Origin of the sequence: Micromonospora sp. WMMD967 (assembly GCF_029626165.1) — a bacterium.
Lineage (GTDB): Bacteria > Actinomycetota > Actinomycetes > Mycobacteriales > Micromonosporaceae > Micromonospora > Micromonospora taraxaci.
Genome location: NZ_JARUBK010000001.1, coordinates 6768887 through 6792581, shown reverse-complemented (window position 1 = coordinate 6792581; position 23695 = coordinate 6768887). Strand labels below are relative to the sequence as shown.

Annotated in this window: 24 protein-coding genes, 1 tRNA gene and 1 pseudogene; 12 read left to right on the top strand and 14 right to left on the bottom strand. The window is 71.5% G+C overall.

Features of this window, described 5'->3' with window-relative positions:
• Positions 1-72: 72 nt before the first annotated feature.
• The 5 genes and pseudogenes from O7631_RS30510 to O7631_RS30490 form a co-directional block, all read right to left on the bottom strand.
• Positions 73-1017 carry a beta-ketoacyl-ACP synthase III gene (locus tag O7631_RS30510; protein WP_145779539.1) on the bottom strand — a complete coding sequence of 315 codons (945 nt, stop codon included), beginning with the start codon at positions 1015-1017 and terminating at the stop codon, positions 73-75.
• Between the two features lie 14 nt (positions 1018-1031).
• Positions 1032-1940, bottom strand: a pseudogene (locus tag O7631_RS30505) (ACP S-malonyltransferase); the annotation flags it as partial.
• 78 nt (positions 1941-2018) lie between these two features.
• The gene (locus O7631_RS30500; protein WP_278147417.1) at positions 2019-3320 is read right to left on the bottom strand and encodes a helix-turn-helix domain-containing protein; all 1302 of its coding nucleotides are present in this window, start codon (positions 3318-3320) and stop codon (positions 2019-2021) included.
• Positions 3321-3421: 101 nt separating this feature from the next.
• Positions 3422-4105, bottom strand: coding sequence for a response regulator transcription factor (locus O7631_RS30495; protein ID WP_278147416.1), 684 nt, complete (start codon positions 4103-4105; stop codon positions 3422-3424).
• Entirely contained in the window at positions 4102-5283 is a 1182-nt protein-coding gene (locus O7631_RS30490; RefSeq protein ID WP_278147415.1) for a histidine kinase, read from the bottom strand. The genes O7631_RS30495 and O7631_RS30490 overlap by 4 nt, the downstream gene beginning before the upstream one ends.
• Positions 5284-5402: 119 nt before the next feature.
• Between O7631_RS30490 and O7631_RS30485 the strand changes: the two genes are divergently transcribed.
• Positions 5403-5852, top strand: a complete 450-nt coding sequence (locus tag O7631_RS30485; protein WP_278147414.1) for an orotate phosphoribosyltransferase — start codon at positions 5403-5405, stop codon at positions 5850-5852.
• 208 nt (positions 5853-6060) lie between these two features.
• Positions 6061-6390 (top strand): hypothetical protein, encoded by a 330-nt coding sequence (locus O7631_RS30480; RefSeq protein ID WP_278147413.1) that lies wholly within the window; start codon positions 6061-6063, stop codon positions 6388-6390.
• Between the two features lie 61 nt (positions 6391-6451).
• On the opposite strand, the gene O7631_RS30475 is transcribed toward O7631_RS30480, so the two are convergent.
• Positions 6452-7102, bottom strand: a complete 651-nt coding sequence (locus O7631_RS30475; protein WP_278147412.1) for a hypothetical protein — start codon at positions 7100-7102, stop codon at positions 6452-6454.
• A gap of 253 nt (positions 7103-7355) precedes the next feature.
• Here O7631_RS30475 and O7631_RS30470 point away from each other — a divergent pair, with 253 nt between their 5' ends.
• Positions 7356-7955 (top strand): copper resistance CopC family protein, encoded by a 600-nt coding sequence (locus tag O7631_RS30470; protein ID WP_278147411.1) that lies wholly within the window; start codon positions 7356-7358, stop codon positions 7953-7955.
• A 161-nt stretch (positions 7956-8116) separates the two neighbouring features.
• On the opposite strand, the gene gltX is transcribed toward O7631_RS30470, so the two are convergent.
• The 3 genes from gltX to O7631_RS30455 are packed head-to-tail and all read right to left on the bottom strand — an operon-like array spanning position 8117 to position 12200.
• Complete coding sequence (gene gltX, locus O7631_RS30465; protein WP_278147410.1) at positions 8117-9526, bottom strand: glutamate--tRNA ligase; 1410 nt, start codon at positions 9524-9526, stop codon at positions 8117-8119.
• 50 nt (positions 9527-9576) lie between these two features.
• Positions 9577-10854 (bottom strand): MFS transporter, encoded by a 1278-nt coding sequence (locus tag O7631_RS30460; protein WP_278147409.1) that lies wholly within the window; start codon positions 10852-10854, stop codon positions 9577-9579.
• A complete protein-coding gene (locus tag O7631_RS30455) occupies positions 10851-12200 on the bottom strand; it encodes a GH1 family beta-glucosidase (RefSeq protein ID WP_278147408.1) in 1350 nt (449 codons plus the stop codon). The genes O7631_RS30460 and O7631_RS30455 overlap by 4 nt, the downstream gene beginning before the upstream one ends.
• A 188-nt stretch (positions 12201-12388) precedes the next feature.
• On the opposite strand from O7631_RS30455, the gene O7631_RS30450 reads away from it, so the two are divergent.
• Entirely contained in the window at positions 12389-12835 is a 447-nt protein-coding gene (locus tag O7631_RS30450; protein WP_278147407.1) for an SRPBCC domain-containing protein, read from the top strand.
• 286 nt (positions 12836-13121) lie between these two features.
• Here the strand turns inward: O7631_RS30450 and aceE are convergent, their stop codons facing one another.
• The gene (gene aceE / locus O7631_RS30445; RefSeq protein ID WP_347403529.1) at positions 13122-15860 is read right to left on the bottom strand and encodes a pyruvate dehydrogenase (acetyl-transferring), homodimeric type; all 2739 of its coding nucleotides are present in this window, start codon (positions 15858-15860) and stop codon (positions 13122-13124) included.
• Between the two features lie 175 nt (positions 15861-16035).
• On the opposite strand from aceE, the gene O7631_RS30440 reads away from it, so the two are divergent.
• Together O7631_RS30440 and O7631_RS30435 are read left to right on the top strand one after the other, a co-directional pair.
• Positions 16036-16431 carry a hypothetical protein gene (locus tag O7631_RS30440; RefSeq protein WP_278147406.1) on the top strand — a complete coding sequence of 132 codons (396 nt, stop codon included), beginning with the start codon at positions 16036-16038 and terminating at the stop codon, positions 16429-16431.
• Positions 16432-16457: 26 nt separating this feature from the next.
• A complete protein-coding gene (locus O7631_RS30435; protein ID WP_278147405.1) occupies positions 16458-16862 on the top strand; it encodes a YjbQ family protein in 405 nt (134 codons plus the stop codon).
• A 127-nt stretch (positions 16863-16989) separates the two neighbouring features.
• On the opposite strand, the gene O7631_RS30430 is transcribed toward O7631_RS30435, so the two are convergent.
• A complete protein-coding gene (locus O7631_RS30430; RefSeq protein WP_278147404.1) occupies positions 16990-17304 on the bottom strand; it encodes a hypothetical protein in 315 nt (104 codons plus the stop codon).
• Between O7631_RS30430 and O7631_RS30425 the strand changes: the two genes are divergently transcribed.
• From O7631_RS30425 to O7631_RS30405, 5 genes are all read left to right on the top strand, one after another.
• Positions 17296-17700 carry a MarR family transcriptional regulator gene (locus O7631_RS30425; RefSeq protein WP_278147403.1) on the top strand — a complete coding sequence of 135 codons (405 nt, stop codon included), beginning with the start codon at positions 17296-17298 and terminating at the stop codon, positions 17698-17700. The genes O7631_RS30430 and O7631_RS30425 overlap by 9 nt on opposite strands.
• 51 nt (positions 17701-17751) lie before the next feature.
• On the top strand, positions 17752-20259 hold the full coding sequence (locus O7631_RS30420; RefSeq protein ID WP_278147402.1) for a thiamine pyrophosphate-dependent enzyme: 2508 nt from the start codon (positions 17752-17754) through the stop codon (positions 20257-20259).
• Positions 20260-20370: 111 nt separating this feature from the next.
• Complete coding sequence (locus tag O7631_RS30415; protein ID WP_007463483.1) at positions 20371-20808, top strand: DUF3052 domain-containing protein; 438 nt, start codon at positions 20371-20373, stop codon at positions 20806-20808.
• 85 nt (positions 20809-20893) lie between these two features.
• On the top strand, positions 20894-21358 hold the full coding sequence (locus O7631_RS30410) for a peroxiredoxin (protein WP_278147401.1): 465 nt from the start codon (positions 20894-20896) through the stop codon (positions 21356-21358).
• A 78-nt stretch (positions 21359-21436) separates the two neighbouring features.
• Positions 21437-21508, top strand: a tRNA-Val gene (locus O7631_RS30405).
• A 62-nt stretch (positions 21509-21570) separates the two neighbouring features.
• Here the strand turns inward: O7631_RS30405 and O7631_RS30400 are convergent.
• Positions 21571-21774 (bottom strand): tyrosine-type recombinase/integrase, encoded by a 204-nt coding sequence (locus O7631_RS30400; RefSeq protein WP_278147400.1) that lies wholly within the window; start codon positions 21772-21774, stop codon positions 21571-21573.
• Positions 21771-22103 carry a hypothetical protein gene (locus O7631_RS30395; protein WP_278147399.1) on the bottom strand — a complete coding sequence of 111 codons (333 nt, stop codon included), beginning with the start codon at positions 22101-22103 and terminating at the stop codon, positions 21771-21773. The genes O7631_RS30400 and O7631_RS30395 overlap by 4 nt, the downstream gene beginning before the upstream one ends.
• Before the next feature lie 378 nt (positions 22104-22481).
• On the opposite strand from O7631_RS30395, the gene O7631_RS30390 reads away from it, so the two are divergent.
• A complete protein-coding gene (locus O7631_RS30390) occupies positions 22482-22934 on the top strand; it encodes a hypothetical protein (RefSeq protein ID WP_278147398.1) in 453 nt (150 codons plus the stop codon).
• A gap of 431 nt (positions 22935-23365) precedes the next feature.
• Here O7631_RS30390 and O7631_RS30385 read toward each other — a convergent pair whose 3' ends face one another.
• Positions 23366-23605, bottom strand: a complete 240-nt coding sequence (locus tag O7631_RS30385) for a GntR family transcriptional regulator (protein ID WP_088948848.1) — start codon at positions 23603-23605, stop codon at positions 23366-23368.
• Between the last annotated feature and the right edge of the window lie 90 nt (positions 23606-23695).

The window sequence follows — 23695 nt, the reverse complement described above, 5'->3', positions numbered from 1 at the left end:
CCTTTCATCGGGGTTTCCGGCGGACGGCGTCGCCGACCGCCACTCCTGGACGCGTACGCGCCCGAGGGGGCATCAGGGGCAGCGGACGACCTGACCGGCGTAGGTCAGGCCACCGCCGAAACCGAACAGCAGCACCGGCGCGCCCGAGGGCACCTCCCGGCGCTCGACCAGCTTGGACAGGGCCAGCGGCACGCTCGCCGCGGACGTGTTGCCGGACTCGACGATGTCCTTCGCGATGATCGCGTTGGGGATGTTGAGTCGCTTGGCGATGCCGTCGATGATCCGGGCGTTGGCCTGGTGCGGCACGAACGCGGCCAGCTCCGACGGGTCGACCCCGGCCCGCTCGCAGGCCTGCAGGGCGAGTGGCGCGATCGCGGTGGTGGCCCAGCGGAACACCGCCTGCCCCTCCTGCTGGACGTACGGGCGCCAGCCCTCGATGCGTACCGCGTCGCTCTTCTCCGGGACCGAACCCCAGACGACCGGCCCGATCCCGGCCGGCTCGTCGTCGGCGGTGGCGGAGACCACCGCGGCGCCGGCGCCGTCGGCGAAGATGATGCAGGTGGAGCGGTCGGTCCAGTCGGTGAAGTCGGACAACTTCTCCGCGCCGATGACGATCGCGTTGCGAGACGCGCCGGCCCGGATGGCGTGGTCCACGGTGCCCAGCGCGTACGCGAAGCCGGAGCAGGCGGTGTTGACGTCGAACGCGCCCGGGGCGGTGATGCCCAGCTTGGCGGCGACCCGGCAGGCCACGTTGGGGCTGCGGTCGATGGAGGTGCAGGTGGCCACCACGACCAGGTCGATGTCGGCGGCGGTCAGGCCCGAGTTGGCCAGCGCCTTGCCGGCGGCGGCGGCGGCCATGTCGGCCACCGTCTCACTGTCGGCGATCCGCCGGCTGACGATGCCGACCCGGTCCCGGATCCACTCGTCGTTGGTGTCGACGAGCTGCGCGATGTCGTCGTTGGTCACCACCCGGGAGGGTTGGTAGTGCCCCATCGAGACGATGCGACTGCCAGTCATGAGCGACCTCCGATGCGGGCGATCAGGTCCCGTGCGGCCGGCAGGTCGTCCGGGGTGTTCAGGGTGACGATCTCCGGGGCGCCGTCGCCCTTGAGGTCCCGCTTCACCAACCCGGCGAGAGTGCCGGCCGGTGGCAACTCGATCACGCCGGTGACCCCGAGGTCGGCCAGCGTACGCATGCACAGGTCCCACCGCACCGGCGCGGTGACCTGACGCACGAGGCGCTGCACCATCTCGGCACCGTTGTCGACCGCCGTGCCGTCGAGGTTCGACAGCAGGAGGCGGGCCGGGTCGGCGGGGGTGATCTCGGCGGCGACCGCGGCGAGCGCGGCCTCGGCCGGGGCCATGTACGGGGTGTGGAACGCGCCGGCCACCTTGAGCCGGATGATCCGCGCCCGCGCGGGCGGCTCGGCGGCGAGCTTGTCGAGCCCGTCCAGCGAACCGGCGGCGACGATCTGCCCGGCGCCGTTGCGGTTGCCCGGGTAGAGCCCGTTGGCCTCGATCGCGGCGAGCACCTCGTCGGGGTCGCCGCCGAGCACCGCGGCCATGCCGGTCGGCTCCAGCGCGCACGCGGCCGCCATCTCCCGGCCACGAACCCCGGCGAGACTGATCGCGGCCTCGGCCGACAGCACGCCGGCCAGGACGGCGGCACCCAGCTCGCCGACGCTGTGACCGGCGGTGAGCGCGACGTCGTCCAACGGCAGGTGTTCGCCGGCGAGCAGCGCCGCGGCGACCAGCAGCGGCTGGGTGCGGGCGGTGTCCTTGATCTCGTCGGCGTCGGCGTCGGTGCCCAGATGCATGAGGTCGACCCCGGCCAGCGCCGACCACTCGCGCAGACGCGCCTCAGTGCCGGTCAGGTCGAGCCAGGGGGTCAGGAAGCCGGGTTTCTGAGAACCCTGGCCGGGACTAAGTACGGCGAGCACGCCTATGACTCTCCCGGATACGCGCGGGTAACGCTGTGCCGCCCCCGACCAAACCGCACTAGGACCTTTAGAGGTTTCCTACAAAGATCGGCGGGGATCATCCTCGTTTTGGGCGGTTTTCCGGGTGGCCGGGGTCATTGTCTGAGTCGGGACGGGTGAGGTGATCGGGGCGACCGGATCCAACCGGCCCACGGTCAGCGCGACCTGCAGGGCGAACGCGTCCCGGGGAGACAACGGCGAGAAGCCGGTCACCTCGGCGATCCGCCGCAACCGGTACCGCACCGTGTTCGGGTGCACGAACAACGCCCGCGCCGCGCTCTCCAGCGTGCCGCCGGCGGCCAGGAACGCGTCCAGGGTCGCCAACAGCTCCCCACCGGCGCGCACCAGCGTCGCGTACACGTCGTGCCGCAACCGCCGGCGGGCCTCGGCGTCGCCCGCGAGAGCCCGCTCCGGCAACAGGTCGGCGGCCGGCACCGGTCGCGGGGCGCTCGGCCAGGCCGGCGCCGCCCGGAAACCGGACAACGCCGCCCGTGCCGACTCGGTCGCCTCGTCCAGGCTCGGCACCGCCGGCCCGACCACCACCGGGCCGTCCCCGAACGCGCTCAGCAACTTGGCCGTGGCGGTCATCGGGTCCGCCGCGCCACCCAGCACGATCACCAACCGGTCGCCGTGGACACCACCGATCACCTCCACGCCGATCCGGCGGGCCTGCCGGTAGACCACGTGCAGCACCGCGGAGACCTCCCCGCCGGGAGACCGGCCGACAGCCACCGCCACCGGCGGCGCGTCCGCCCAGCCGAGTGCGGCGGCCCGACTGGCCAGCACGTCCGGCGAGTCACCGCGCAGCAGCGCGTCGACCAGCAGGGCCTGCAACCGGGCGTCCCAGGCGCCACGGGACTCGGCGGCCCGCGCGTACACCCGGGCGGCGGCGAACGCGATCTCCCGGGAGAAGCGCAGCACCGCCTCGCGTAGTTGCTGCTCCTCGCCCTCGGCGGCCAGGTGCGACACCTGCTCCTCGACCACGTCGATGGTCACCTTGATCAACGCCACGGTCTGCTGGAGGGTGATCGACCGGGCCAGCGCCTGCGGGGCGGCGGCGAAGACCTCGTCCGAGACCTCCTGGGTGCTGTCCGCCGTGCCGCCGCCGTCCTGCAACCACTGCACCAGCGACCGCGCGCCGGCCTGGGCCACCAACATCACCCAGGAGCGCTGGTCGGCCGGCAGCGCCCGGAACCAGGGCAGGGTCTCGTCCATCCGGGCCACGCTGGAGGTGGCCAGCGCCCCCGCCGAACGTTCGATCCGGCGCAGCGTGGCCGACAGCTCTCCACCGCCCGGCGTGCTCACCGCCCTAGCCTGACATGTTCTGAGCAGGCCATCCACGTCGGCACCGGTCGGCCCGTGGCGGCGAGGACGTTCCGGCCGGCACCCTCGACCGACGTCGTCAGCGCCCCTTCGGGGCTGTGCCGGGTGGACTCCCGCGCTCACGCGTGCGGGGGAGGGGGCAGGCCCAGCTCCTGGGCCACGATCGCGGCCTGCACCCGGCTGCGCAGGTCCAGCTTCGCCAGGATCCGGCTCACGTGCGTCTTGGCCGTGCTCTCCGCCAGCACCAACCGCTCGGCGATCTGCTGGTTGGACAGACCCAGGCCGAGGCAGGCCAGCACGTCCCGCTCACGCGGGGTGAGGGTGTCCAGTGCGGCCCGGGTGGCGGCCGACGCCGTCGGCGCGGTGGCCGCGAAAGCGGTGATCAACCGGCGCGTCACGGCGGGAGCGATGAACCCGTCGCCACGCGCCACCGTCCGTACCGCGTCCACCAGACCGTCGGCGTCGGTGTCCTTCAGCAGAAACCCGGCCGCGCCGGCCCGCAACGCGCCGAAGACGTAGTCGTCGAGGTCGAAGGTGGTGAGTACCAGCACGTCGGCGAGCGCGTCGGTGACGATCTCCCGGGTCGCGGAGATCCCGTCCCGGCGAGGCATGCGGACGTCCAGCACCGCCACGTCCGGGCGCAGTTCCCGGCACAACCGCACCGCTTCCTCGCCGTCGGCCGCCTCGCCGACCACCTCGACGCCCGGGGAGCCGTCCAGGATCAGGACCAGGCCGGCCCGTACCGCCGGCTGGTCGTCCGCGAGCACCACCCGCACCGTCGCCGCCCCCGCCGTGCTGCTCACCGGCCCTCCCCGATGGGCAGCGCGGCTCGGACCTGCCAGCGGCCGTCGTGCGGTCCGGCGCTGAACCGGCCGGCCAGCAGGGTGGCCCGCTCCCGCATCCCGATCAGCCCGGCGCCGGCGCCGGCGAGCCCGGCCCCGTCCCGGCGCACCGGATTCTCCACCGTCAGCACCACCTCCGCCGGTCGGTACGCGATCGTCAGGTCCGCCTCACCAGTGCCGTGCTTGAGCGCGTTGGTGAGGGACTCCTGCACGATCCGGTACGCGGCGAGGTCCACCCCCACCGGCAGCGGCCCCGGCGCGCCGTCGGTACGTACCCGCACCGCGAGGCCGGCGGCCCGGACCCGCTCCACCAGCTCGTCGGTCTCGGCGAGCCGCGCGCTGACCAACTCCGGCACCGCCGTGCCGTCGCCCCCCGGCTCACGGAGCACGTCGATCAACTGACGCATCTCGGCCAGGCCCTGCACGCTGCTCTCCCGGATCACCCGCAACGCCGACTCGACCTGCGTGCGATCCAGCCCGGGCACGGACAGCACGGCGGTGGCGTGGATCGCCACCGCGCTGAGGTGGTTGGCGACCACGTCGTGCAGCTCCCGGGCCATCCGGGCCCGCTCCGCGCTGACCGCCTGCCGCCGGTCCAACTCGACCAGGCGGGCGGTCTGCTCGGCCCGGGCCCGCTCGGCGGCGGCCTGGTCGCGGTACTGCCGCACGCTGATCCCGGTCAGGACCGGCAGCAGGCCGACGAGCACCACCAGCACCCCGATGGCCACCCCGCTCCACCGGTCGGTGAGGACCACGCCGACGATCGCACCGACCACGCTCAGCCCGATGGTCGCCCGCAGCAGCCACCGCCACAGCCGGGGCGGGCCGTAGACGCACGCGTCGTAGAGCACCTGGGTGTAGATCAGGATCGCCCCCAGTGAGCCACCGAGGGCGATGTCCACCACCACCGCCGCGGTGCCGACGGCGAGGCTGGCGCGCGGGGCGACGAGGCGCAGGCCCACGGCGACGCACATCGCCAGCAGCGGCGGCAGGAACAGGACCGCAGGCACGTCCGGGTGCGGACGGATCTGCGGTTGCCAACCGAGGGTCCACAGCACCAGGCCGCCGGCCAACGAGACGCCGGCCAGCGCCAGATCCCGGCCGCGGGTACCGGAGCCGAGCCACGGTGGCAGACGCATGCCCCGATCCCACCACAGCCGCACCCGGTCGGACTCCGACCGGGGGAGGACGCCGCCGCCCCCGGCATGCGCCGAAAGGGGTACGCGGACAGCGCCCCGATGAGCGAACAATGATCATCATGAGTGATGGGGAAGCTCGGGCCGCGCTGGCTCGTGAGATCGACGCCACCTGCCGGCTGGCGGGAACGTTCGTGCTCCGCTCCGGGCGGACCGCCGACGAGTACTTCGACAAGTACCGCTTCGAGGCCGATCCTCGCCTGCTGGACCGGGTGGCCGCCCAGCTGGCAACCCTCGTGCCGACGAGCGCCAAGCCGTACGGGACGGCCCGGCTGGCCGAGGGCGCCGAGCTGGTCGGCCGGCGGGTGCTCGTGGTCGAGGACGTGGTCACCTCCGGCGGTCAGGTGGTCATCTCGACGGGCCAACTACGCGTACTGGGTGCCCGGGTGGAGCACGCGCTCTGCGTCATCGACCGGGCCGAGGGTGGGGCGCAGGCGCTCGCCGGTCACGGCGTGACGCTGCTGGCGCTCTTCGGCCGGGCCGACCTGGAGGAGGCCCGTCACCGCCACTGATCGCCGTGCGGCCTGGTCGCGGCCCTCGGGTGAACGGCGCGAAAAGAAGCTGTGAACTGGACAACCGGTTCCCGCGCTCACCGTCGTCTTCGTGGGCCGCCCGGTCGTGCGGCCGGGTACGCCGTGCGCGGCCCGCCGGTCCCGGCCAGTACGGTGACAGGGCACGTCGGGGAGCACCCGGGGGTAGACGAACGTGAGGAGAGCGGGGATGGCGCACGGGGAGGCCGAGTACGGCTGCGCCCAGGGTGAGCCCGGCCGGCCGGGGCACCACGACCCGCAGACGCCCGCCAAACACCGCCGCTCGGTCGGCGGCACGCCGTCGCACCCGGGGGAGCCGCTCGCCGGTCGGGCCGACGACGAGACCCCTCTTCCGCGTCAGCGCTCCGGCGAGCCCACCGCCCTCGGTGAGCCCGACGTCGACGTCCCGGCTGGTTGCCTCAGCGAACTTCCCGGCTGGGCCGGTGCACATCGGCACGGCCCGGTGCGGCCGCGTCCGCGGGCCACCCGCCGCGAACGCCCACCCCGCCGCTGGTGCTGATCACCGCCCGCCGCTGACCGGCGGGTGCGGCCGTTCAGCGCGTACGGCGGCCTGCGGCCGTTCAGCGCGTACGGCGGCGGATCAGCAGGGCGATCCCGGCGAGGCCCACAGTGATGGTGAGCATCACCCCGACGTTGAGCAGCAGCAGCCGTTGCAGGTCGCCGAGCGCCTCGTCGAGATCCTTCGCGGGATCGAGAGTGTCCTCCGGGAGCACCCGCTCCCCGCCACCCACGCCGCCGCTGACCGTGTCGAACTGCCGCTCCAGTGGCACGCCCGCGGTGCGCAGGGTCTCGGACATGCTGAGTCGACCCAGGAACCAGCCGGCGCTGGTCTTGCGGCCGTCCGGCTGCTTCGCCGGCCGGAAGACCCGAGGGCCACCGACCGCCTTCGGGTAGAGGTCGTACGTCTGCTTCGGGGTGTCCCCGGCGAGCACCACGACGGTGTACTTCGGACCGAGGTCGGCGGGCTTCGGGCCGCTGGCCATGCCGGTGCGACCGAGGAAGTTGACCTGGTCGATGACCGCGCCCACGTGGGCGGGCTGCGTCTCCGCGCGCAACTGCAGCGGCTCGGTCAACCCCACGCCGGTGATGTCCACTCCGGGGGGTGGGGGCTTCGGCGCGGCCGAAGCCGGGCCCGTGGTGCCGAGTGACAGCAGCGCCGTCGCCAGCGTGCCCGCCAGCACGGCGGCCAACCGCCTCATCTGTCGGACCATCCCGCCTCCTCGCCCCGTTCGATGGAGTGCATCGCTGTGACGTCCGGCCCGGTCTGCCGGTGCCGACACCGACCGGATGGTCGGCGTCACCCTTACAGACTCCGGGGAACGTCGATGAGTTGCAGCTTGTGGAACAGTAATTGGAACTATTTGCGATCTCGGCTCGACTAATGAGGAGCCGTTTGATCAGCGGGCGGATCGTACCCTTACGGAGGGGTTCATGGGGGGCAGGGTTACACGTACGGCGCGGGTCGTGCCAGTGGTGCTCGGCGTGGCGTTCGGTGTGTCGTTTCTGGCGCCACCGACGCCAGCGGTCGCGCACAACTCGTTGACCGGCAGCGATCCGCGTGACGGTGCCCGAGTCGCGACGGCGCCGGCCCGGATCGAGCTGCGCTTCCTCGCCAAGCCGGCACCGGCAACGACGAAGATCACAATAACCGGGCCGGACAATGTGGTCGCCGGCGGCCCACCCGTCTTCGACGGCAGTCGGGTGCGGGTGCCGTTCAAGCCGGCGGCGGCGGGTCTCTACATCGTGGGCTACCAGCTCGCGTCCTCCGACGGGCACCCGGTCAAGGGCGAAGTGCGGTTCACCCTCACGACCGGCACCGCCGCCAACCCGTCCGCGTCTCCGTCGGCCGGAGCGCCCTCGGCGGACCCGTCAACTGTCGCTACCGCCTCAGCCTCCGCCGCGCCGGCGTCGGCCACGCCCGGCAGCCCGACGGCGTCCACGGTGCCGGCGGCGTCGGAGACGTCCGACTCCGGGGGCCGCTGGTGGCTCTGGGCGCTCGGCGGTCTGGTGCTGATCGGTGCGCTCGCCGCCGGCCTGATGTTCCGCCGACGCCGCAGCGCCTAGCCAAGGCCGCACCGCCTAGCCGACGTCGCACCGCCTAGCCGGCGTCGATCATGGAGTTGTGGTGGGGGACGAACCCCCCGGAGGGGTTCGATCCGGGCACCACAACTCCATGATCGACGGGGCAGGGCAGGGCAGGGCGGGGCTGCGAGGGCTGCGGGGGGTTAGACCAGGCGTAGGCGGGCGGCACGGATTCGGGTCAGGGTGCGCTCTCGGCCGAGCACCTCCAGCGACTCGAACAGCGGCAGACCCACGGTGCGACCGGTGACCGCGACCCGAACGGGTGCCTGCGTCTTGCCGAGCTTGAGGCCACGCTCGGCGCCGACCGCCTCCAGCGTCGACTTCAGCGACTCGGCATCCCAGGACTCCAGGGCCTCGAAGGCCGCGACCGCGTCGTCCAGGAGTTCGGCGGAGCCGTCCTTCATCGTCTTGGTCCACGCGGCCTCGTCGATCAACGGCGAGGCGAGGAAGAGGAAGTCGACGTTCGGCACGATCTCGCTGAGCACCGCGATGCGCGTCTGGGCCAGCGGGGCGACCGCCGCGAACGCGTCGGCGTCGAACTCCTCGGGCTCCCACGGCGGTGGCGCGATCGTCCCGGTGCCGGTCAGCCACGGCTGGCAGGCGTCCACGAACTCGGCAACCGGCAGGGCGCGGATGTATTCGCCGTTGAACGCGCGCAGCTTCTTCTCGTCGAAGAACGCGGGGGAGGGGTTGACCTCGTCCAGCCGGAACTCGTCCTCGATGACCGACCAGGGGACGATCTCCCGATCCCCGGAGGGCGCCCAGCCGAGCAGCATCAGGTAGTTGCGCATCGCGCCGGCGAGGTAGCCCTCCTCGCGGTACGCCTCCAGGGCGACCTTGTCGCGCCGCTTGGAGAGCTTCTGCCGCTTCTCGTTGACCACCACCGGCACGTGCGCCCAGACCGGCGGCTTGACCCCGAGGGCGTCCCAGAGCAGCTGCTGCTTGGGGGTGTTGGGCAGGTGCTCCTCGGCGCGGATCACGTGGGTGATCCCCATGGTCATGTCGTCGACGACGTTGGCCAGCAGGAAGACCGGCGAGCCGTCCCCCCGGGCGATCACGAAGTCCTCGATGAGCTTGTTCTCGAAGGTGGGCTCACCACGGATCAGGTCGACCACCACCGTGGCGCCCTCGTCGGGCGTACGGAAGCGCAGGGCGTGCCCCGGGCCCGGGCCGAGGCCACGGTCGCGGTGGTAGCCGTCGTAGCCCTGGTACTGCGAGCCGGTGCGCGCCTGCACGTCCTCACGGGTGCAGTCGCAGTAGTAGGCGCGACCCGACTCGTAGAGGCGGGCCGCGGCGGCCCGGTGCTCGCCGGCGTTCTCCGACTGGAAGTACGGGCCCTCGTAGCTGCCCCGGGAGATGCCGATCCAGTCCAGCGCGGAGAGGATGCCCTCGGTCCACTCGGGCTTGTTGCGCGCCGCGTCGGTATCCTCGATGCGCAGCACGAACACCCCGCCCTGCTGCTTGGCGTAGATCCAGTTCTGCAGCGCCGAGCGGGCACCGCCGACGTGGAACATACCGGTCGGGGAAGGGGCGAAGCGCACACGTACCGTCACGCCTTCAGCCTACGGCGACCGTCGACGGGATTTCGCCACGGCCCCCTGACTCAGGGCACCGAGCGGATCTTGAGCACCAGCGCGCTGCCGATCAGGGTGACCACGGCGGTGACCGCGTAGAGCGTGGGGTAGCCGCCCAGGTAGACCACGAGCGGGGCGGAGAGCGCCGGGCCGAGCACCTGCGGCGCCGAGTTCGCGATGTTGATGACGCCCAGGTCCTTGGCCCGGTCGGTGGCCCGGGGCAGCACCTGCGTGATCAACGCGGCGTCCACCGAGAGGTAGACGCCGTAGCCCGCGCCGAGCAGCAACGCGGCGACGATCGCCATCGGCCAGGTTGGCGCGACAGCGAGCAGCAGCGCCGCCACCGCCATGATCAGCCCGGACGCGATCACGTAGATCTTGCGGTGTCCGGAGCGGTCCGACATCCGGCCGGCGACCACAGCCGTCAGCATCATGCCGAGCGTGTAGAGCAGGATCAGCACCAGCAGCGAACCCTCGGGGTCGGGGTGGCGTACCCCGTCGGTGAGGAAGTACAGCAGGTAGAGGGTGCCCAGGGCGTTGCCGAGCTGGACCAGGAACCGGGTGATCCAGGCCCAGGCGAAGTCCGGGTGCCGACGCGGGTCGATCCACATCGAGGCCAGCAGCGCCCGCGCGCGCAGCGCCGGTTGATGCGTACGCGGCAACGGCTCGTCGGGGGTGAGCAGCGCGAACGGCAGCGACAGCAGCAGGATGGCCACGGCGATGGCCAGGTAGCCGGCCGCGTTGCCGGTGACCAGGGCGGTGACCAGCACCGCGCCGAGCACCAGCCCCAGCGCCTGCGGGATGCCCACCCAACCCGAGACGCCGCCACGCTGCGCCACCGGCACCCGGTCCGGGATGGCGGCGCTGAGGCTGGCCAGCATCGCGTTGAAGCAGACCTGGGCGGCGACCCAGCCGAGGGCGACCCCCAGGATGGTCCGCTGCTGGGCCAGCAGCACCAGGGCTGCCGCGCCGAGCACCGCCCCGCCCGCGGTCCAGACGTGCCGGCGACCGAACTCGCGGCCGGCCACGCGCAGACAGGTCCGGTCGGAGAACGCGCCGGCCAGGGGGTTGGCGAGCACCGCCGCCAGGGCGCCGAGGCCGGTGACCACGGCCAGCATGTTCTCCTTGTCGCCGGGCGCGATCTGCTCGATCTGCTGGGGCAACAGCACCTGGATCGGCGTGAAGAACGCCATCCAGACGCCGAGGTTGGCGGCGAAGATCAGCCCGATCCAGCCGCGCCGCACCGGCACCGTCGGCTCGGCGAGCGCCGCCGGCAGCGACGCCGGCGTCGGGTCGACTGTGGTCACCGCGCCGACCCCGGCCGGCTGGCCGCGATGACGTCCCGCAGCCAGGAGTACGACGACTTCGGCGTACGGGTCTGGGTGGTGTAGTCGACGTGCACGAGACCGAAGCGTTTGGTGAACCCCTCGGCCCACTCCCAGTTGTCCAGCAGGGACCAGACGAAGTACCCGCGCACGTCGACTCCGTCGGCGATGGCGGCCCGTACCGCCCGTAGGTGTCCGTCCAGGTACGCGATCCGCTCCGGGTCGGCCACCTGCCCGTCCGCGTCCGGCGCGTCGTCGTACGCGCACCCGCCCTCGGTGATCTCGATGGGCGGCAGCGCGTCGCCGTAGGTGTCACGCAGCCAGCCGAGCAGGTCGTGCAGCCCGTCGGGGGCCACCGGCCAGTCGAAGGCGGTGCGCGGGTAGCCGTCCAACGGGACCAGGTCGAACGGGAGCGGAGAGCCCTCCTCGGCGGCGCGTACACCGGTGGGGTTGTAGTAGTTGACCCCGAGCACGTCGATCGGTGTGGCGATGGTGTCGAGGTCGCCGGGGTGGACGATGCCCGGGTCGAGGCCGGGCAGTTCCGGGTAGCCGCGTCCGAGCAGCGGATCGGTGAAGAGCCGGTTGTGCAGCGCCTCGTAGGCGGCGCCGGCGGCCCGGTCGGCGGCGCTGTCGCCGAGCACCCGCACCGGGGAGTAGTTGTTGGCGATCGCCACCGGGCTGGCGCTGTGGGCCCGTAGCGCGGCTACCGCCAGCCCGTGCCCGAGCAGTTGGTGGTGGGCGACCGGAAAGGCGTCGAAGAGCAGCATCCGGCCGGGGGCGTGCACGCCCATCCCGTACCCCATGCTCATGTGGATGAACGGCTCGTTCAGGGTGATCCAGAGCCGGACCCGGTCGCCGAGTCGGGCGGCGGTCAGGTCGGCATAGTCGGCGAATCGGGCGGCGGTGTCGCGATGTAGCCAGCCGCCGCCGTCTTCGAGCGGTTGGGGCAGGTCCCAGTGGTAGAGCGTCGCCACCGGGTCGATGCCGGCGGCCAGGAGGTCGTCCACCAGGCGGTCGTAGAAGTCCAGGCCGGGCGCGTTGGCCGGGCCGGTGCCGGTGGGTTGCACCCGGGGCCAGGCGATGGAGAACCGGTACGCCGAGACGCCCAGCCCGGCCAGCAACGCGACGTCCTCGGTGTGCCGGTGGTAGTGGTCGCAGGCCACCGCACCGGTGCTGCCGTCGCTGATCCGGCCCGGCGAGTGCGCGAACGTGTCCCAGATGGACGGACCGCGCCCGTCGGCGGTGGCGGCGCCCTCGATCTGGTGCGCCGATGTGGAGACGCCCCAGCGGAAGCCGGTGGGGAACTGGGGCATAGGTGCGGTCGACATGCGCCCTCCCGGTCAACGTGAAACGTGTTCGGGACTTTAAAGCGCTCTCGATGAATGCGCCATAGGCCGGCCTGGCGCAATCCGCAATGGTTGATCGGCGTGTCTTTTTCCGAACCCGTCCAGGTAAGTCCGATTTAGCGCATAGAGTGCCGATATCGTGGGATGTCCTCACCGGAGGAAGACGGAAAATGATCCTCGTTGAACGCAGTGCGCACGTGGCGGCGCCAATTGAAGTTGTCTGGGATGTCGTGCAGCGGGCCGAGCAGTTGCCGGCCTGGCTGGCGGGGGTCCGCGCGGCCGAAGTGCTCTCGGGGGAGGGCTTCGGACGGCGGCAACTGGTCCAGGCGGGGCGCGGCTCGGCGCATGAGGCCGAGGTGATCGCCTACCAGGAGCCGACGCTGATCGGCTGGCGGGAACGGGCCAAGGGGGCCGGCTCTCGGGCGGAGGCGCGCACCGAGATCTACGTCCAGCTCACCACCGACGAGGAGGAGGGCGGGACCGTCGTGCGGCTCATCGTGGTCCGCTGGCCGGCCGGGCCGGTCAAGGCAGCCCTGCTGCGCCTCGGACTGCGCCGGGTCGGCGCCGACCTGGAGGACTCGCTGGCCCGGCTCACCGACCTGGCCGCCGTCGGCTGACGAGAGCCCATCCTCCCGGCGTCACCCGCGACGGCGGTGGTCCGGATCCCCGCCAGGGACCCCGGACCCCCGCCGCTGCCGTTCCCGCCCTCACCAGCCCCGCCCTCACCGGCGTCGATCATGGACTTGTGGTGCCTGGTTCGCAAAGTTGTAACCGCTTCGTCCCCACCACAACTCCATGATCGACGCAAGAAGGGGCGGGGCGGGCGCAGCGCAGCGCGGGGTGTAGCGACAGGCGGGGGCCCGGCACGCGACAGCGTGCCGGGCCCCCGTTGGTCGTGCTGGTCTAGCTGTCGCCGCCGGTCTCGCCGACCGGGGCGGCGTTGACGTCGTCGATCGCGTACTTCTTCGCGGCCTCGGCCGGCACGGTGGCCGCCACCGCGCCGCTGCGGGCGAGCTGCCGCAGCGTGGCCACCACGATCGACTCGGCGTCGACGTGGAAGTGCCGGCGCAGCGCGTGCCGCGTGTCCGACATGCCGAAGCCGTCGGTGCCGAGCGACGTGTAGTCACCGGGCACCCACCGGGCGATCAGGTCCGGTACGGCCCGCATCCAGTCGCTGACCGCTACCTTCGGGCCGTCCGCGTCGGCCAGCTTCTGCTGGATGTACGGGATCTTCGCCTCGGCGCCCGGGTTGAGGAGGTTGTACTCCTCGGTCTCCACCGCGTCGCGGCGCAGCTCCGTCCAGGAGGTCACCGACCACACGTCGGCGGCCACCCCCCAGTCCTGGGCGAGCAACTGCTGGGCCTTGAGTGCCCACTGCATGCCGGTGCCGGAGGCGAGCACGTTGGCCTTCGGGCCGTCGACCTCAGGTGCCGGGGAGTAGCGGTAGATGCCCTTGAGAAGGCCCTCGACGTCCACCCCGGCCGGCTCGGCCGGCTGGAGGATCGGCTCGTTGTAGACCGTCAGGTAGTAGAAGACGTTCTCCTGCGCGTCCCCGTACATCCGGTGCAGACCCTGCTCCATGATGTGCGCGATCTCGAACGAGAACGCCGGGTCGTACGCGACCACCGCCGGGTTGGTGGCGGCGATCAGCAGCGAGTGACCGTCCTCGTGCTGGAGGCCCTCACCGTTGAGCGTGGTGCGCCCCGCGGTCGCGCCGAGCAGGAAGCCCCGCGCCATCTGGTCGGCCGCCGCCCACAGCCCGTCGGCGGTCCGCTGGAACCCGAACATCGAGTAGAAGATGTACATCGGGATCATCGGCTCGTCGTGCGTGGCGTACGCCGAGCCGGCCGCGGTGAACGAGGCCACCGAACCGGCCTCGTTGATCCCCTCGTGCAGGATCTGACCGGTCGTCGACTCCTTGTACGACAGGAACAGCTCCCGGTCGACGGAGGTGTAGCGCTGGCCGTGCGGGGAGTAGATCTTCGCGGTGGGGAAGATCGAGTCGAGGCCGAAGGTACGGGCCTCGTCCGGGATGATCGGCACCCAGCGCTTGCCGAACTCCTTGTCCTTCATGATGTCCTTGAGCAGGCGGACGAAGGCCATCGTGGTGGCCACCTTCTGCTTGCCCGAACCGCGCTTGACGTCGGCGAACCGCTCCGGACCGGGGATCGTCAGCCGCTTGGTGCTGGTCCGCCGGGACGGCAGGTAACCGCCGAGCTGCTCGCGCCGCTCCTTCAGGTACTGGATCTCGTCGGACTTCTCACCCGGGGTGTAGTACGGCGGCAGGTAGGGGTTGTCCTCCAGCGCCTTGTCGGGGATGTCCAGGTATAGCCGGTCGCGGAAGGTCTTCAGGTCCTCCAGCGTCAGCTTCTTCATCTGGTGGGTCGCGTTGCGGCCCTCGAAGTGCGAGCCGAGCGTCCAGCCCTTGATCGTCTTCGCCAGGATGACGGTGGGCTGACCCGTGTGCTCGGTGGCCGCCTTGTAGGCCGCGTAGAGCTTGCGGTAGTCGTGCCCACCCCGCTTGAGGTTCCAGATCTCGTCGTCGCTGAGCGGGTCGACCATCTTGCGGGTGCGCGCGTCGCGCCCGAAGAAGTGCTCCCGCACGTACGCGCCCGACTCCGCCTTGTAGGTCTGGTAGTCGCCGTCGGTCGTGGTGTTCATGAGGTTGACCAGCGCGCCGTCGGTGTCCGCGGCGAGCAGCGGGTCCCACTCGCGGCCCCAGACGACCTTGATCACGTTCCAGCCGGCGCCCCGGAAGAACGCCTCCAGCTCCTGCATGACCTTGCCGTTGCCCCGGACCGGGCCGTCCAGCCGCTGAAGGTTGCAGTTGATCACGAAGGTGAGGTTGTCCAGCTCCTCGCGGGCGGCCACGCCGATCGCGCCGAGCGTCTCCGGCTCGTCCATCTCACCGTCGCCCAGGAACGCCCAGACGTGCTGCTGCGAGGTGTCCTTGATGCCGCGGTGCTGGAGGTACCTGTTGAACCGGGCCTGGTAGATCGCGTTCAGACCGCCGAGACCCATCGAGACGGTGGGGAACTCCCAGAAGTCCGGCATCAGCCGCGGGTGCGGGTACGACGGCAGGCCGCCGCCGGGGTGCGACAACTCCTGGCGGAACCCGTCGAGCTGGTGCTCGCTGAGCCGCCCCTCCAGGAACGCCCGCGCGTACATGCCGGGGGAGGCGTGACCCTGGTAGAAGATGTGGTCGCCGCCGCCCGGGTGGTTCTTGCCCCGGAAGAAGTGGTTGAAGCCCACCTCGTAGAGCGACGCCGAGCTGGCGAAGGTCGAGATGTGCCCGCCGACGCCGATCTCCGGGCGCTGTGCCCGGTGCACCAGCATGGCGGCGTTCCACCGGACGTACGCCCGGATCCGCCTCTCGACGTGCTCGTCACCCGGGAACCACGGTTCGCGTTCGGACGGGATGGTGTTGATGTAGTCGGTGGTGGTCAGGGGCGGAACCCCGACCTGGCGCTCACGGGCCCGCTCCAGCAGGCGCAGCATGACGTAGCGGGCACGTTTGGCGCCGCGCTCGTCGATGACACCGTCAAGCGACTCGACCCATTCGCTTGTCTCTTCAGGGTCGATGTCCGGAAGCTGGCTCGGTAGGCCGTCGCTGATCACCGGGCGCTTGCGTTCCGTAGCCACAGGCGTTCCCTCGGTTGTGTGTGGGATAGGTCTCTAGCGCCATCCTGCCCCCTGGTGGCACCTGTCGTCACGCCTAGGTGCCCCCGACGCGACGCTGAACACAGGTACTCATCGGTAACTTAGCGCTACGGCCACCCAAACCGCCCGCTTGCCCGGGCTCGCTACCGTGCCGCACATGAACGGGTGGCGGGTGGCAACCGGCGTCGTGATCCTCTCGGGTGGCGTGCTCGGAGCGCTTCTCTCCGCGCCGGTGCTCCTGGCCGGCGACGTCGCCGTGTTACCGATCACGATCCTCGGCGTCGGAGCGATGGCGTTCGGCGCGGTCCTGGTCCGCGGCGGGCTGCGGGCACCCGCGCCCCGCCGCGCCCCTCGTCGGGTGCCCGGTCCGCGCCGGCGGCACGCCGACACCAGCATCCCCTCGACGTACTACGGCGACTCGAACGGCTGGGACTGGTCCCGCGGCGGGGACGGTGACTCCGGGGGCGGCGGTTACTCCGGAGGCGACTTCGGGGGCGGTGGCTCCTCCGGCGGTGGTGGGGACTCCGGAGGCGGCGGTGGCGGCGGTTCGTGACCGCGGGTTGCGGCAGAATGCGACGTATGCGCACTGACGTGATCACCGTCCAGACCGGGTCCCGCCCGGCCGTCCGCGACATCACCGCGGAGGCCCAGCAGTTCGTCTCCGGTGAGGGCGACGGACTCCTGCACGTCTTCGTGCCGCACGCCACCGCCGGCCTGGCGATCATCGAGACCGGTTCCGGGTCCGACGACGACCTGCTCAGCGCGTTGGACGACCTGCTACCGACCCAGGACCGCTGGCGGCACCGGCACGGCTCGCCCGGCCACGGCCGCGACCACGTGCTTCCGGCGTTCGTCCCGCCGTACGCCACGCTGCCGGTGCTGGCCGGTCGTCTGGCGCTCGGCACCTGGCAGTCGATCTGCCTCGTCGACACCAACGGCGACAACCCGACCCGACAGGTCCGCTTCTCCTTCCTCCCGGGCTGACCGCGCCGCCGCCCCGGAACGCACGCCCCGCCTCAAGATCCGCGCAACTTCCCCGAAACTGCTGCCTCAGCGCGTGGCGAGGCAGCAGTTTCCCTGATGTTGCGCGGATCTTGAGGCGTCGGGCGGGTTACGGGCGGGCGGTCTCCTGTTCGACGGTCTGCCGGCCGGGATCCACGGACGGTGGGGCGCCGCGGAGCGCCGACGGGAGCGGGTTGTCCGCCGTCTGGTGCAGGCCGGGCACGCGGTCCTCGATCACGAACGAGGCCCGGGTGTACGCGGGCGCGCCGGGCCCGTCCGGCCGGTGTGCCCGACGCCGATCGTCGAGCTGGACGACCGGCGCGCTGCGTACGATGTGGAAGTGCCGCAGGAGGTGGGTTCCGTAGCAGGTGGACCGGTGGATCGGGCCGGTCTCGCCGCCGATGTGCTGCGCCGGATGGCCCACGTCAGCGACGCCCAGCGACACCGGCAGGGCGCCGCGTTCGCCGAGTTGGGGCTCACCCCGGCGACGGCGCGGGCGTTGCACCAACTGGACCCGGACCGCCCGCTGCCGGCTCGTGATCTCGCCGGCCAACTGGGCTGCGACCGGTCCAACGTGACGGTTCTTGTCGACAAGCTGGAACAGGCCGGGTTGGTGGAACGACGCACCGACCCGGCGGACCGCCGGCAGAAGACGTTGGTGGTGACCGAGAAGGGCCGCGTCGAACGCGACCGGGTGACCATGGTGATGTCCGACTCCCGACTCCTGTCCGGGCTGACCGACGAAGAGCTGCGCACCCTTCGTGACCTGGTCTGGAAGGCGTCCGACGATGGGTGTTCGGAGCCCTGCGGTCCGGAGTGAGTCGGCCCGCGACGGCCGTGTCCCACTGGGCGAGGCGGCCTCCCGTCGGTAATGCTGTGCGACGTGACCACCCCGCAAGACCTCGACGACCGGTTCCGGGAGACGCTGGCCGCGCTGCCCGCCGCGGAGCGTCGGCGCGACCCCGCTGACCCGATCACCGACGATGCCCCGCTGACCGGCGCGCAGGTGCTCGACCTGTTCGACGCGCAGGTGACCAGCCGGCAGCTCGACCTGGCCGGGCGCTGGCTGCGCAGCTTCGGGGAGGGTTTCTACACCATCGGCTCCGCCGGACACGAGGGCAACGCCGCCGTTGCCGCCGCGCTGCGCCCCACCGATCCGGCGTTGCTGCACTACCGCTCCGGTGCCTTCTACTGCCTGCGCGCCGCCCAGGCCGCCGCCGCGTCACCGTCGGGCGAGCCGGACTCCGCCACCGATCCAGCGCCGACCGGCGACCCGGAGTCGACCGCCGATCCGACGGCGGGCAGCGACCGGCGGGCCGGCAGCGATCCAGCGTCGACCGACGCCGACTCGACCGCCGATCCTGATCCGGCCGGGCCCGAACCCGCCCCGGCGGGCGGGTTCGGCGCGTACGCGGACGCGGCCCGGGACGTGCTGCGCGGGATGGTCGCCTCCAGCGAGGAGCCGATCGCCGGTGGCCGGCACAAGGTGTTCGGCCGGGCCGACCTGGCCGTCGTGCCGACGACCTCCACCATCGCCTCGCACCTGCCTCGCGCGGTCGGGATGGGGCTGGCCGTGGAACGGCTGCGCCGGCTGGACAGCGCCGGGCGGCGTACCGGAGCCGGGGTGCGCGTCGGCAGCGGCGCGGGCGCCGCGCACGTCCCGTGGCCGCCGGACGCGATAGTCGTCTGCTCGTTCGGCGACGCCTCGGTCAACCACGCCAGCGCCACCGCCGCCTTCAACACCGCCGGGTGGTACGACCACGCCGGGCTGCGCATCCCGGTGCTCTTCGTCTGCGAGGACAACGGGCTCGGCATCAGCGTCCGGTCACCGGAGGGTTGGGTCGAGGCCACCCTGCGGGCCAAGCCCGGCATCCGCTACTTCAGCGCGGACGGGGCCGACCCGGTGCGGGCGTACGCGGTGGCGGCGGAGGCCGCCGCCTGGGTACGCCGGAACCGCCGCCCGGCGGTCCTGCACCTGCGCACCGTCCGGCTGATGGGGCACGCCGGGGCGGACGCGGAGTCGGCGTACCGCAGCCCGGCCGAGCTGGCCGAGGACCTGGACCGCGATCCGGTGGCGGCCACCGCGCGCCTGCTCGTCGACGCCGGGGTGGCGACCGGCGAGGAGCTGCTGGCCCGGTACGACGAGACCGGCTGGCAGGTACGCCGACTGGCCGAGGAGGTGCTGGGCGAGCCGAAGCTGGCGTCGGCGGCCGACGTGGTGTCGGCGCTCGCGCCCCGCCGCCCGGTGCGGGTGGCGCGGGCGGTGGCCGACGCCGCGGCGCGGGCCAGCGGTCCGGGCGCGGGCGCCCGGGCGGAGGCGTTCGGCGGCAAGCCGCCGGAGCTGACCGGCCCGATGACCCTGGCGCAGAGCATCAACGCGGCGCTCGCCGACGGGATGCTCGACCACCCGCAGATGGCGATCTTCGGTGAGGACGTGGCTGCCAAGGGTGGCGTGTACGGGGTGACGAAGGGGCTGCGGGACCGGTTCGGGCCGGCCCGGGTCTTCGACACCCTGCTGGACGAGACGTCGGTGCTCGGGTTGGGGCTGGGCGCGGGCCTGGCCGGGATGCTGCCGGTGCCGGAGATCCAGTACCTGGCGTACCTGCACAACGCCGAGGACCAGCTCCGCGGTGAGGCCGCCACCATGCGGTTCTTCTCGCAGGGGGCGTTCCGCAACCCGATGGTCGTGCGGGTGGCCGGGTTGGCCTACCAGGAGGGGTTCGGCGGGCACTTCCACAACGACAACTCGGTGGCCGTACTCCGGGATGTGCCCGGTCTGGTGGTCGCGGTGCCGGCGCGGCCGGACGACGCCGCGCCCATGCTGCGGACCTGCCTGGCCAGCGCGGCGGTGGACGGCAGTGTGTGCGTGTTCCTGGAGCCGATCGCGCTCTACCACACCCGCGACCTGTACGCCGACGGTGACGGGGAGTGGCTGGCCGGCTATCCGGAGCCGGGGGCGTGGGTCGCCGGGCACGTGCCGATCGGCCGGGCCCGGGTCTACCGGGTCGGCTCGGCGGACGACCTGACCATCATCACCTTCGGTAACGGCGTGCGGATGTCGCTGCGGGCCGCTGCCGTCCTCGCCGAGGAGGGGGTCGGCACCCGAGTCGTTGACCTGCGCTGGCTGGCCCCGCTGCCGGTGGCCGACATCATCCGCGAGTCCTCGGCGACGGGCCGGGTGCTGGTGGTGGACGAGACTCGCCGGTCCGGCGGGGTGGGCGAGGGGGTGATCGCCGCGCTGGTCGACGCCGGATATGTCGGTGCAGCGCGTCGAGTAGCCGGAGTTGACTCGTTTGTACCATTAGGTCCGGCAGCGCGTCACGTTCTGGTCTCCACGGACGCCATTACCGACGGTGCCCGTACGCTGCTGGCACGGTAAATTCCGTTCCACCCGGTGCGCCACTTGCGCGGGGAGGCACAACTGTGTGGACTTTGCCTGACGGCGTCGCACCGACGCCGCGAGCAGTACGAGATGAGGAGGCACGCGACAGTGAGCGCGACCGCTGGTCAGGCCGCCGACGGGGTACGCAGCCTGGCGGACCGGTTCGGGATCGAACCGGGGATGGTCGTCATGGAGATGGGGTACGACGACGACGTCGACCAGGATCTCCGAGACGCCCTGACCGACCGCTGTGGAGATCTGGTCGACGAGGACACCGACGAGGTGGTCGACGCGGTGCTGGTCTGGTACCGGGACGGCGACGGTGACCTCTTCGAGCTTCTCGTCGACGCCCTCGGCCCGCTGGCCGACAACGGCGTCGTGTGGCTTCTCACCCCGAAGGCGGGGCGTGACGGGCACGTCGAGCCGAGCGAGGTCGCGGAGTCCGCGCCCACCGCAGGCCTCCAGCAGACCTCGACCGTCAACGCCGGTCGGGACTGGAGCGGCGCCCGCCTGGTGCTGCGGCGGGGGGCCAAGGCCAAGAAGTAGCCCACCCCGCTTCGCGCGCCCGGCGGTCCGCACCGCCGGGCGGCAGGCTGGTGCCGTCTCCCCGACCGAGCCGAGGAGGGTTCGCATGCCCATCGAGGTTGGCGCCGAGGCGCCGGACTTCGTGCTGAAGGACCAGAACAACCAGGAGGTCCGGCTCTCCGACTTCCGCGGCAGGCGTGCCGTCCTGCTGGTCTTCTACCCGCTCGCGTTCACCGGCACCTGCCAGGGCGAGTTGCGGGAGGTGCAGGACAACCTCGACGAGTACGCGAACGACGACGTCCAGGTGCTGACCGTCAGCGTCGACTCGGTCTACAGCCACAAGATCTGGGCCGACCGCGAGGGCTACCAGTTCCCCATGCTGGCCGACTTCTGGCCGCACGGCGGCGTCGCCCAGGCGTACGGGGTCTTCAACGACGTCGCCGGCTTCGCCAACCGGGGCACCTTCGTCATCGACAAAACCGGCGTCGTCCGCTTCGCCGAGATGAACGGCCCGGGCGAGGCCCGCGACCAGCTCGCCTGGCGCAAGGCCATCGCCGAAGCGACAGCCTGACCCGGGGTACGCCGTGCGCCCGGGTCGGCAGCGGGCAGGGTAAGCTTGCCAGCCACCGGCCCGCCGCACGGGCGATCCGGGCGCGTAGCTCAGTGGGAGAGCACTCGCCTTACAAGCGAGGGGTCGCAGGTTCGAAACCTGCCGCGCCCACCCTTCATCAGCAGAAACCGCCCCAGGAAGATCACTCTCCGGGGCGGTGACAGCAACGAGGTCTACGAGAGCCGTCCGTCGAGTTTTCCGAGCGCTTGACGCATCGCGTCGAGGTTGGCATGCGAGTAGACCTTGAGAGTGAGCTTTACGTCGGCGTGCCGGGCGATGGCCTGGACCACGTGCGGCGGGACGCCCAACTCCATCAGCAGTGAGACGGCGGTGTGCCGCAGGTCGTGCAGCCGTACGTCCGGACAGCCGGCCTTCACCCGGAGCGCCGCGAAGTGGCGATTGAGGTTGCGCGGTTATCGGAGTGCCGACTTCGGAGGGGAAGACCAGGCCGTGATCCTGCCAGACCTCGGCAAGCCGCTCCCCACTCCCGCTGCTGACGCTCCTGGTGATCGAGCAACGCCAGCCAGGTCCAGTCCGGCAGCGGAAGCACGCTGTCCGAGTCCTCTGTCTTGGTGTCCTGTAGGCGCAGCTCTCCGCCGGCCCGTTGAACTGTCTGCCCGATGGTGGCCGTCCCGTTGTCCAGGTCGAGATTCGACCAGCGGAGCCCGAGCAGTTCGCCACGCCGGAGCCCGAGGGCCGCCGCCACGACGTAGAGCGCGTGCAGGCGGTGTCCATCCGTCGCAGCGATGAGCTTGCGTACCTGGACGACAGAGAGGCCCTTACCGACCTTTTAACGAGGCGAGGGGACATACACCAGTTTTGCGACGTTGCGGGACACCAACTCTTCGCGCATGGCGTGTTGGAGAGCGTTGCGCAGCACCGCGTGTACGTACTGGATCTGTCGCGAGCTGGGGTAGTGCTGGCAGCACTCGCCGGCCGAGCAGCACCGCGGTCAGGCCGACGGGTGGTATCGAGCCCAGCCGTACAACAAAGGCACTTGCGGCGGAACTCGTCCATGAACGCTTTGACGTGCTGGACCTGCAACCCGTCGAGACGCAAGCCGTCGCGGCTGTAACCTCCGCCCGTGCACCTCGATGAATCCCTCACCCTGGCCGAAGAACTGGTTCAGTGCACCTACCCACCGCAGCGGGTCGCACGGCATGTGGGGCAGGGCATGGATGTCAGCGGCCCCGGTTACCACATCGTGTCCGTGGCGGTCAGCGGCGTCTTTTGGGAAGAGCCGACCGAGCGCTGGGAAGAGGTCTGGGGCAGCTTTGAGGCGAAGCGCGCGCAGCTCGTGGCGGCGCTTACGGCCAACTGGGGCTTGCCCCGTCCGCGAACCTTTTGCGATGACCTCGATCGAGCGATCCGAGGCGAGCCGTTACCGCCGCTCGCTGATGCGCTAGTCGAGTTCGTCACGGACGCCGACACCTGGTACCGCCACGGTCGAAGCGTCTGCGTCGGTCTTGGCCAGTGGGACAAGGAGTTCCCGATCCAACTCGTCCTAGCCGTCGGCGAGCTCGGTGGGCCTGACTAGCCGCAGTGCGGGCTCCGGGCGGGTGGACGAGGTCCAGGCCGTCACCAGGCCGTCGGAGGGCGATCGTGAGCGACCAACGACGACTACTGGTGACGACGGCTGCCCAGGTGAAAGGCGTGGCCGGCCCGACGACCAGGCCGGCCGGAGCCGCCTTACCTGTAGTTGGTGAACTGGTGGGGCGCCTGCATAGCTTGCTGTGTCAACGGGGTTGCTGTCGACAGCAACTGGCCGGAACGAGAAGAGCCGGCGGTGTCCGTGCGCGGACAGTCGCCCGAGGCCGCGACCGGACGGACCCCGCCGGACGACGCGCCCAGAACTTACATGCGAGGGGTCGCAGGTTCGAAACCTGCCGCGCCCACCCTTCACTGCTCTGGAACCGTCCGGCTCCGTCGATGGTTCGACGGTTCGGACTCGGCAGTCCAGGGCCCCTGCTATTCGGCGACGAAAACTCCCACGCCGGGCAGGGTCTCAGTCATCCCTTTGATCCGTAGAACCTGCATGGCGCGGTCGATCACCGGCTCGGTGACACCGTAGTGCTCGATTAACTCTCGCCGGCTGGGCAGCTTGGAGCCAGGCTGAAACTCGCCTGACGCGATGCGTTCGGCGAGGTCGTCGGCAATCTGCTCATAGCGGTAACGCGGCGGCACGTGGTTCTCCTCGGTTGGCAACACGAGTAGACCACCTACGTCAGCCCTTGACTACCCAACGGTACCTATGGGAGGTTGCCGAGGAGGTCGATCCCCTCGGTTGGCGCTGTGGGC

Bases quoted from the DNA above. Each gene is read 5' to 3' on its own strand.
- O7631_RS30510 (WP_145779539.1), bottom strand. From the start codon at position 1,017: ATGACTGGCAGTCGCATCGTCTCGATGGGGCACTACCAACCCTCCCGG.
- O7631_RS30480 (WP_278147413.1), top strand. From the start codon at position 6,061: ATGGCGCACGGGGAGGCCGAGTACGGCTGCGCCCAGGGTGAGCCCGGC.
- O7631_RS30450 (WP_278147407.1), top strand. From the start codon at position 12,389: ATGATCCTCGTTGAACGCAGTGCGCACGTGGCGGCGCCAATTGAAGTT.
- O7631_RS30490 (WP_278147415.1), bottom strand. From the start codon at position 5,283: ATGCGTCTGCCACCGTGGCTCGGCTCCGGTACCCGCGGCCGGGATCTG.
- O7631_RS30475 (WP_278147412.1), bottom strand. From the start codon at position 7,102: ATGGTCCGACAGATGAGGCGGTTGGCCGCCGTGCTGGCGGGCACGCTG.
- O7631_RS30425 (WP_278147403.1), top strand. From the start codon at position 17,296: ATGGCCCACGTCAGCGACGCCCAGCGACACCGGCAGGGCGCCGCGTTC.
- O7631_RS30455 (WP_278147408.1), bottom strand. From the start codon at position 12,200: ATGTCGACCGCACCTATGCCCCAGTTCCCCACCGGCTTCCGCTGGGGC.
- O7631_RS30485 (WP_278147414.1), top strand. From the start codon at position 5,403: ATGAGTGATGGGGAAGCTCGGGCCGCGCTGGCTCGTGAGATCGACGCC.
- O7631_RS30440 (WP_278147406.1), top strand. From the start codon at position 16,036: ATGAACGGGTGGCGGGTGGCAACCGGCGTCGTGATCCTCTCGGGTGGC.
- O7631_RS30435 (WP_278147405.1), top strand. From the start codon at position 16,458: ATGCGCACTGACGTGATCACCGTCCAGACCGGGTCCCGCCCGGCCGTC.
- O7631_RS30420 (WP_278147402.1), top strand. From the start codon at position 17,752: ATGCTGTGCGACGTGACCACCCCGCAAGACCTCGACGACCGGTTCCGG.
- O7631_RS30410 (WP_278147401.1), top strand. From the start codon at position 20,894: ATGCCCATCGAGGTTGGCGCCGAGGCGCCGGACTTCGTGCTGAAGGAC.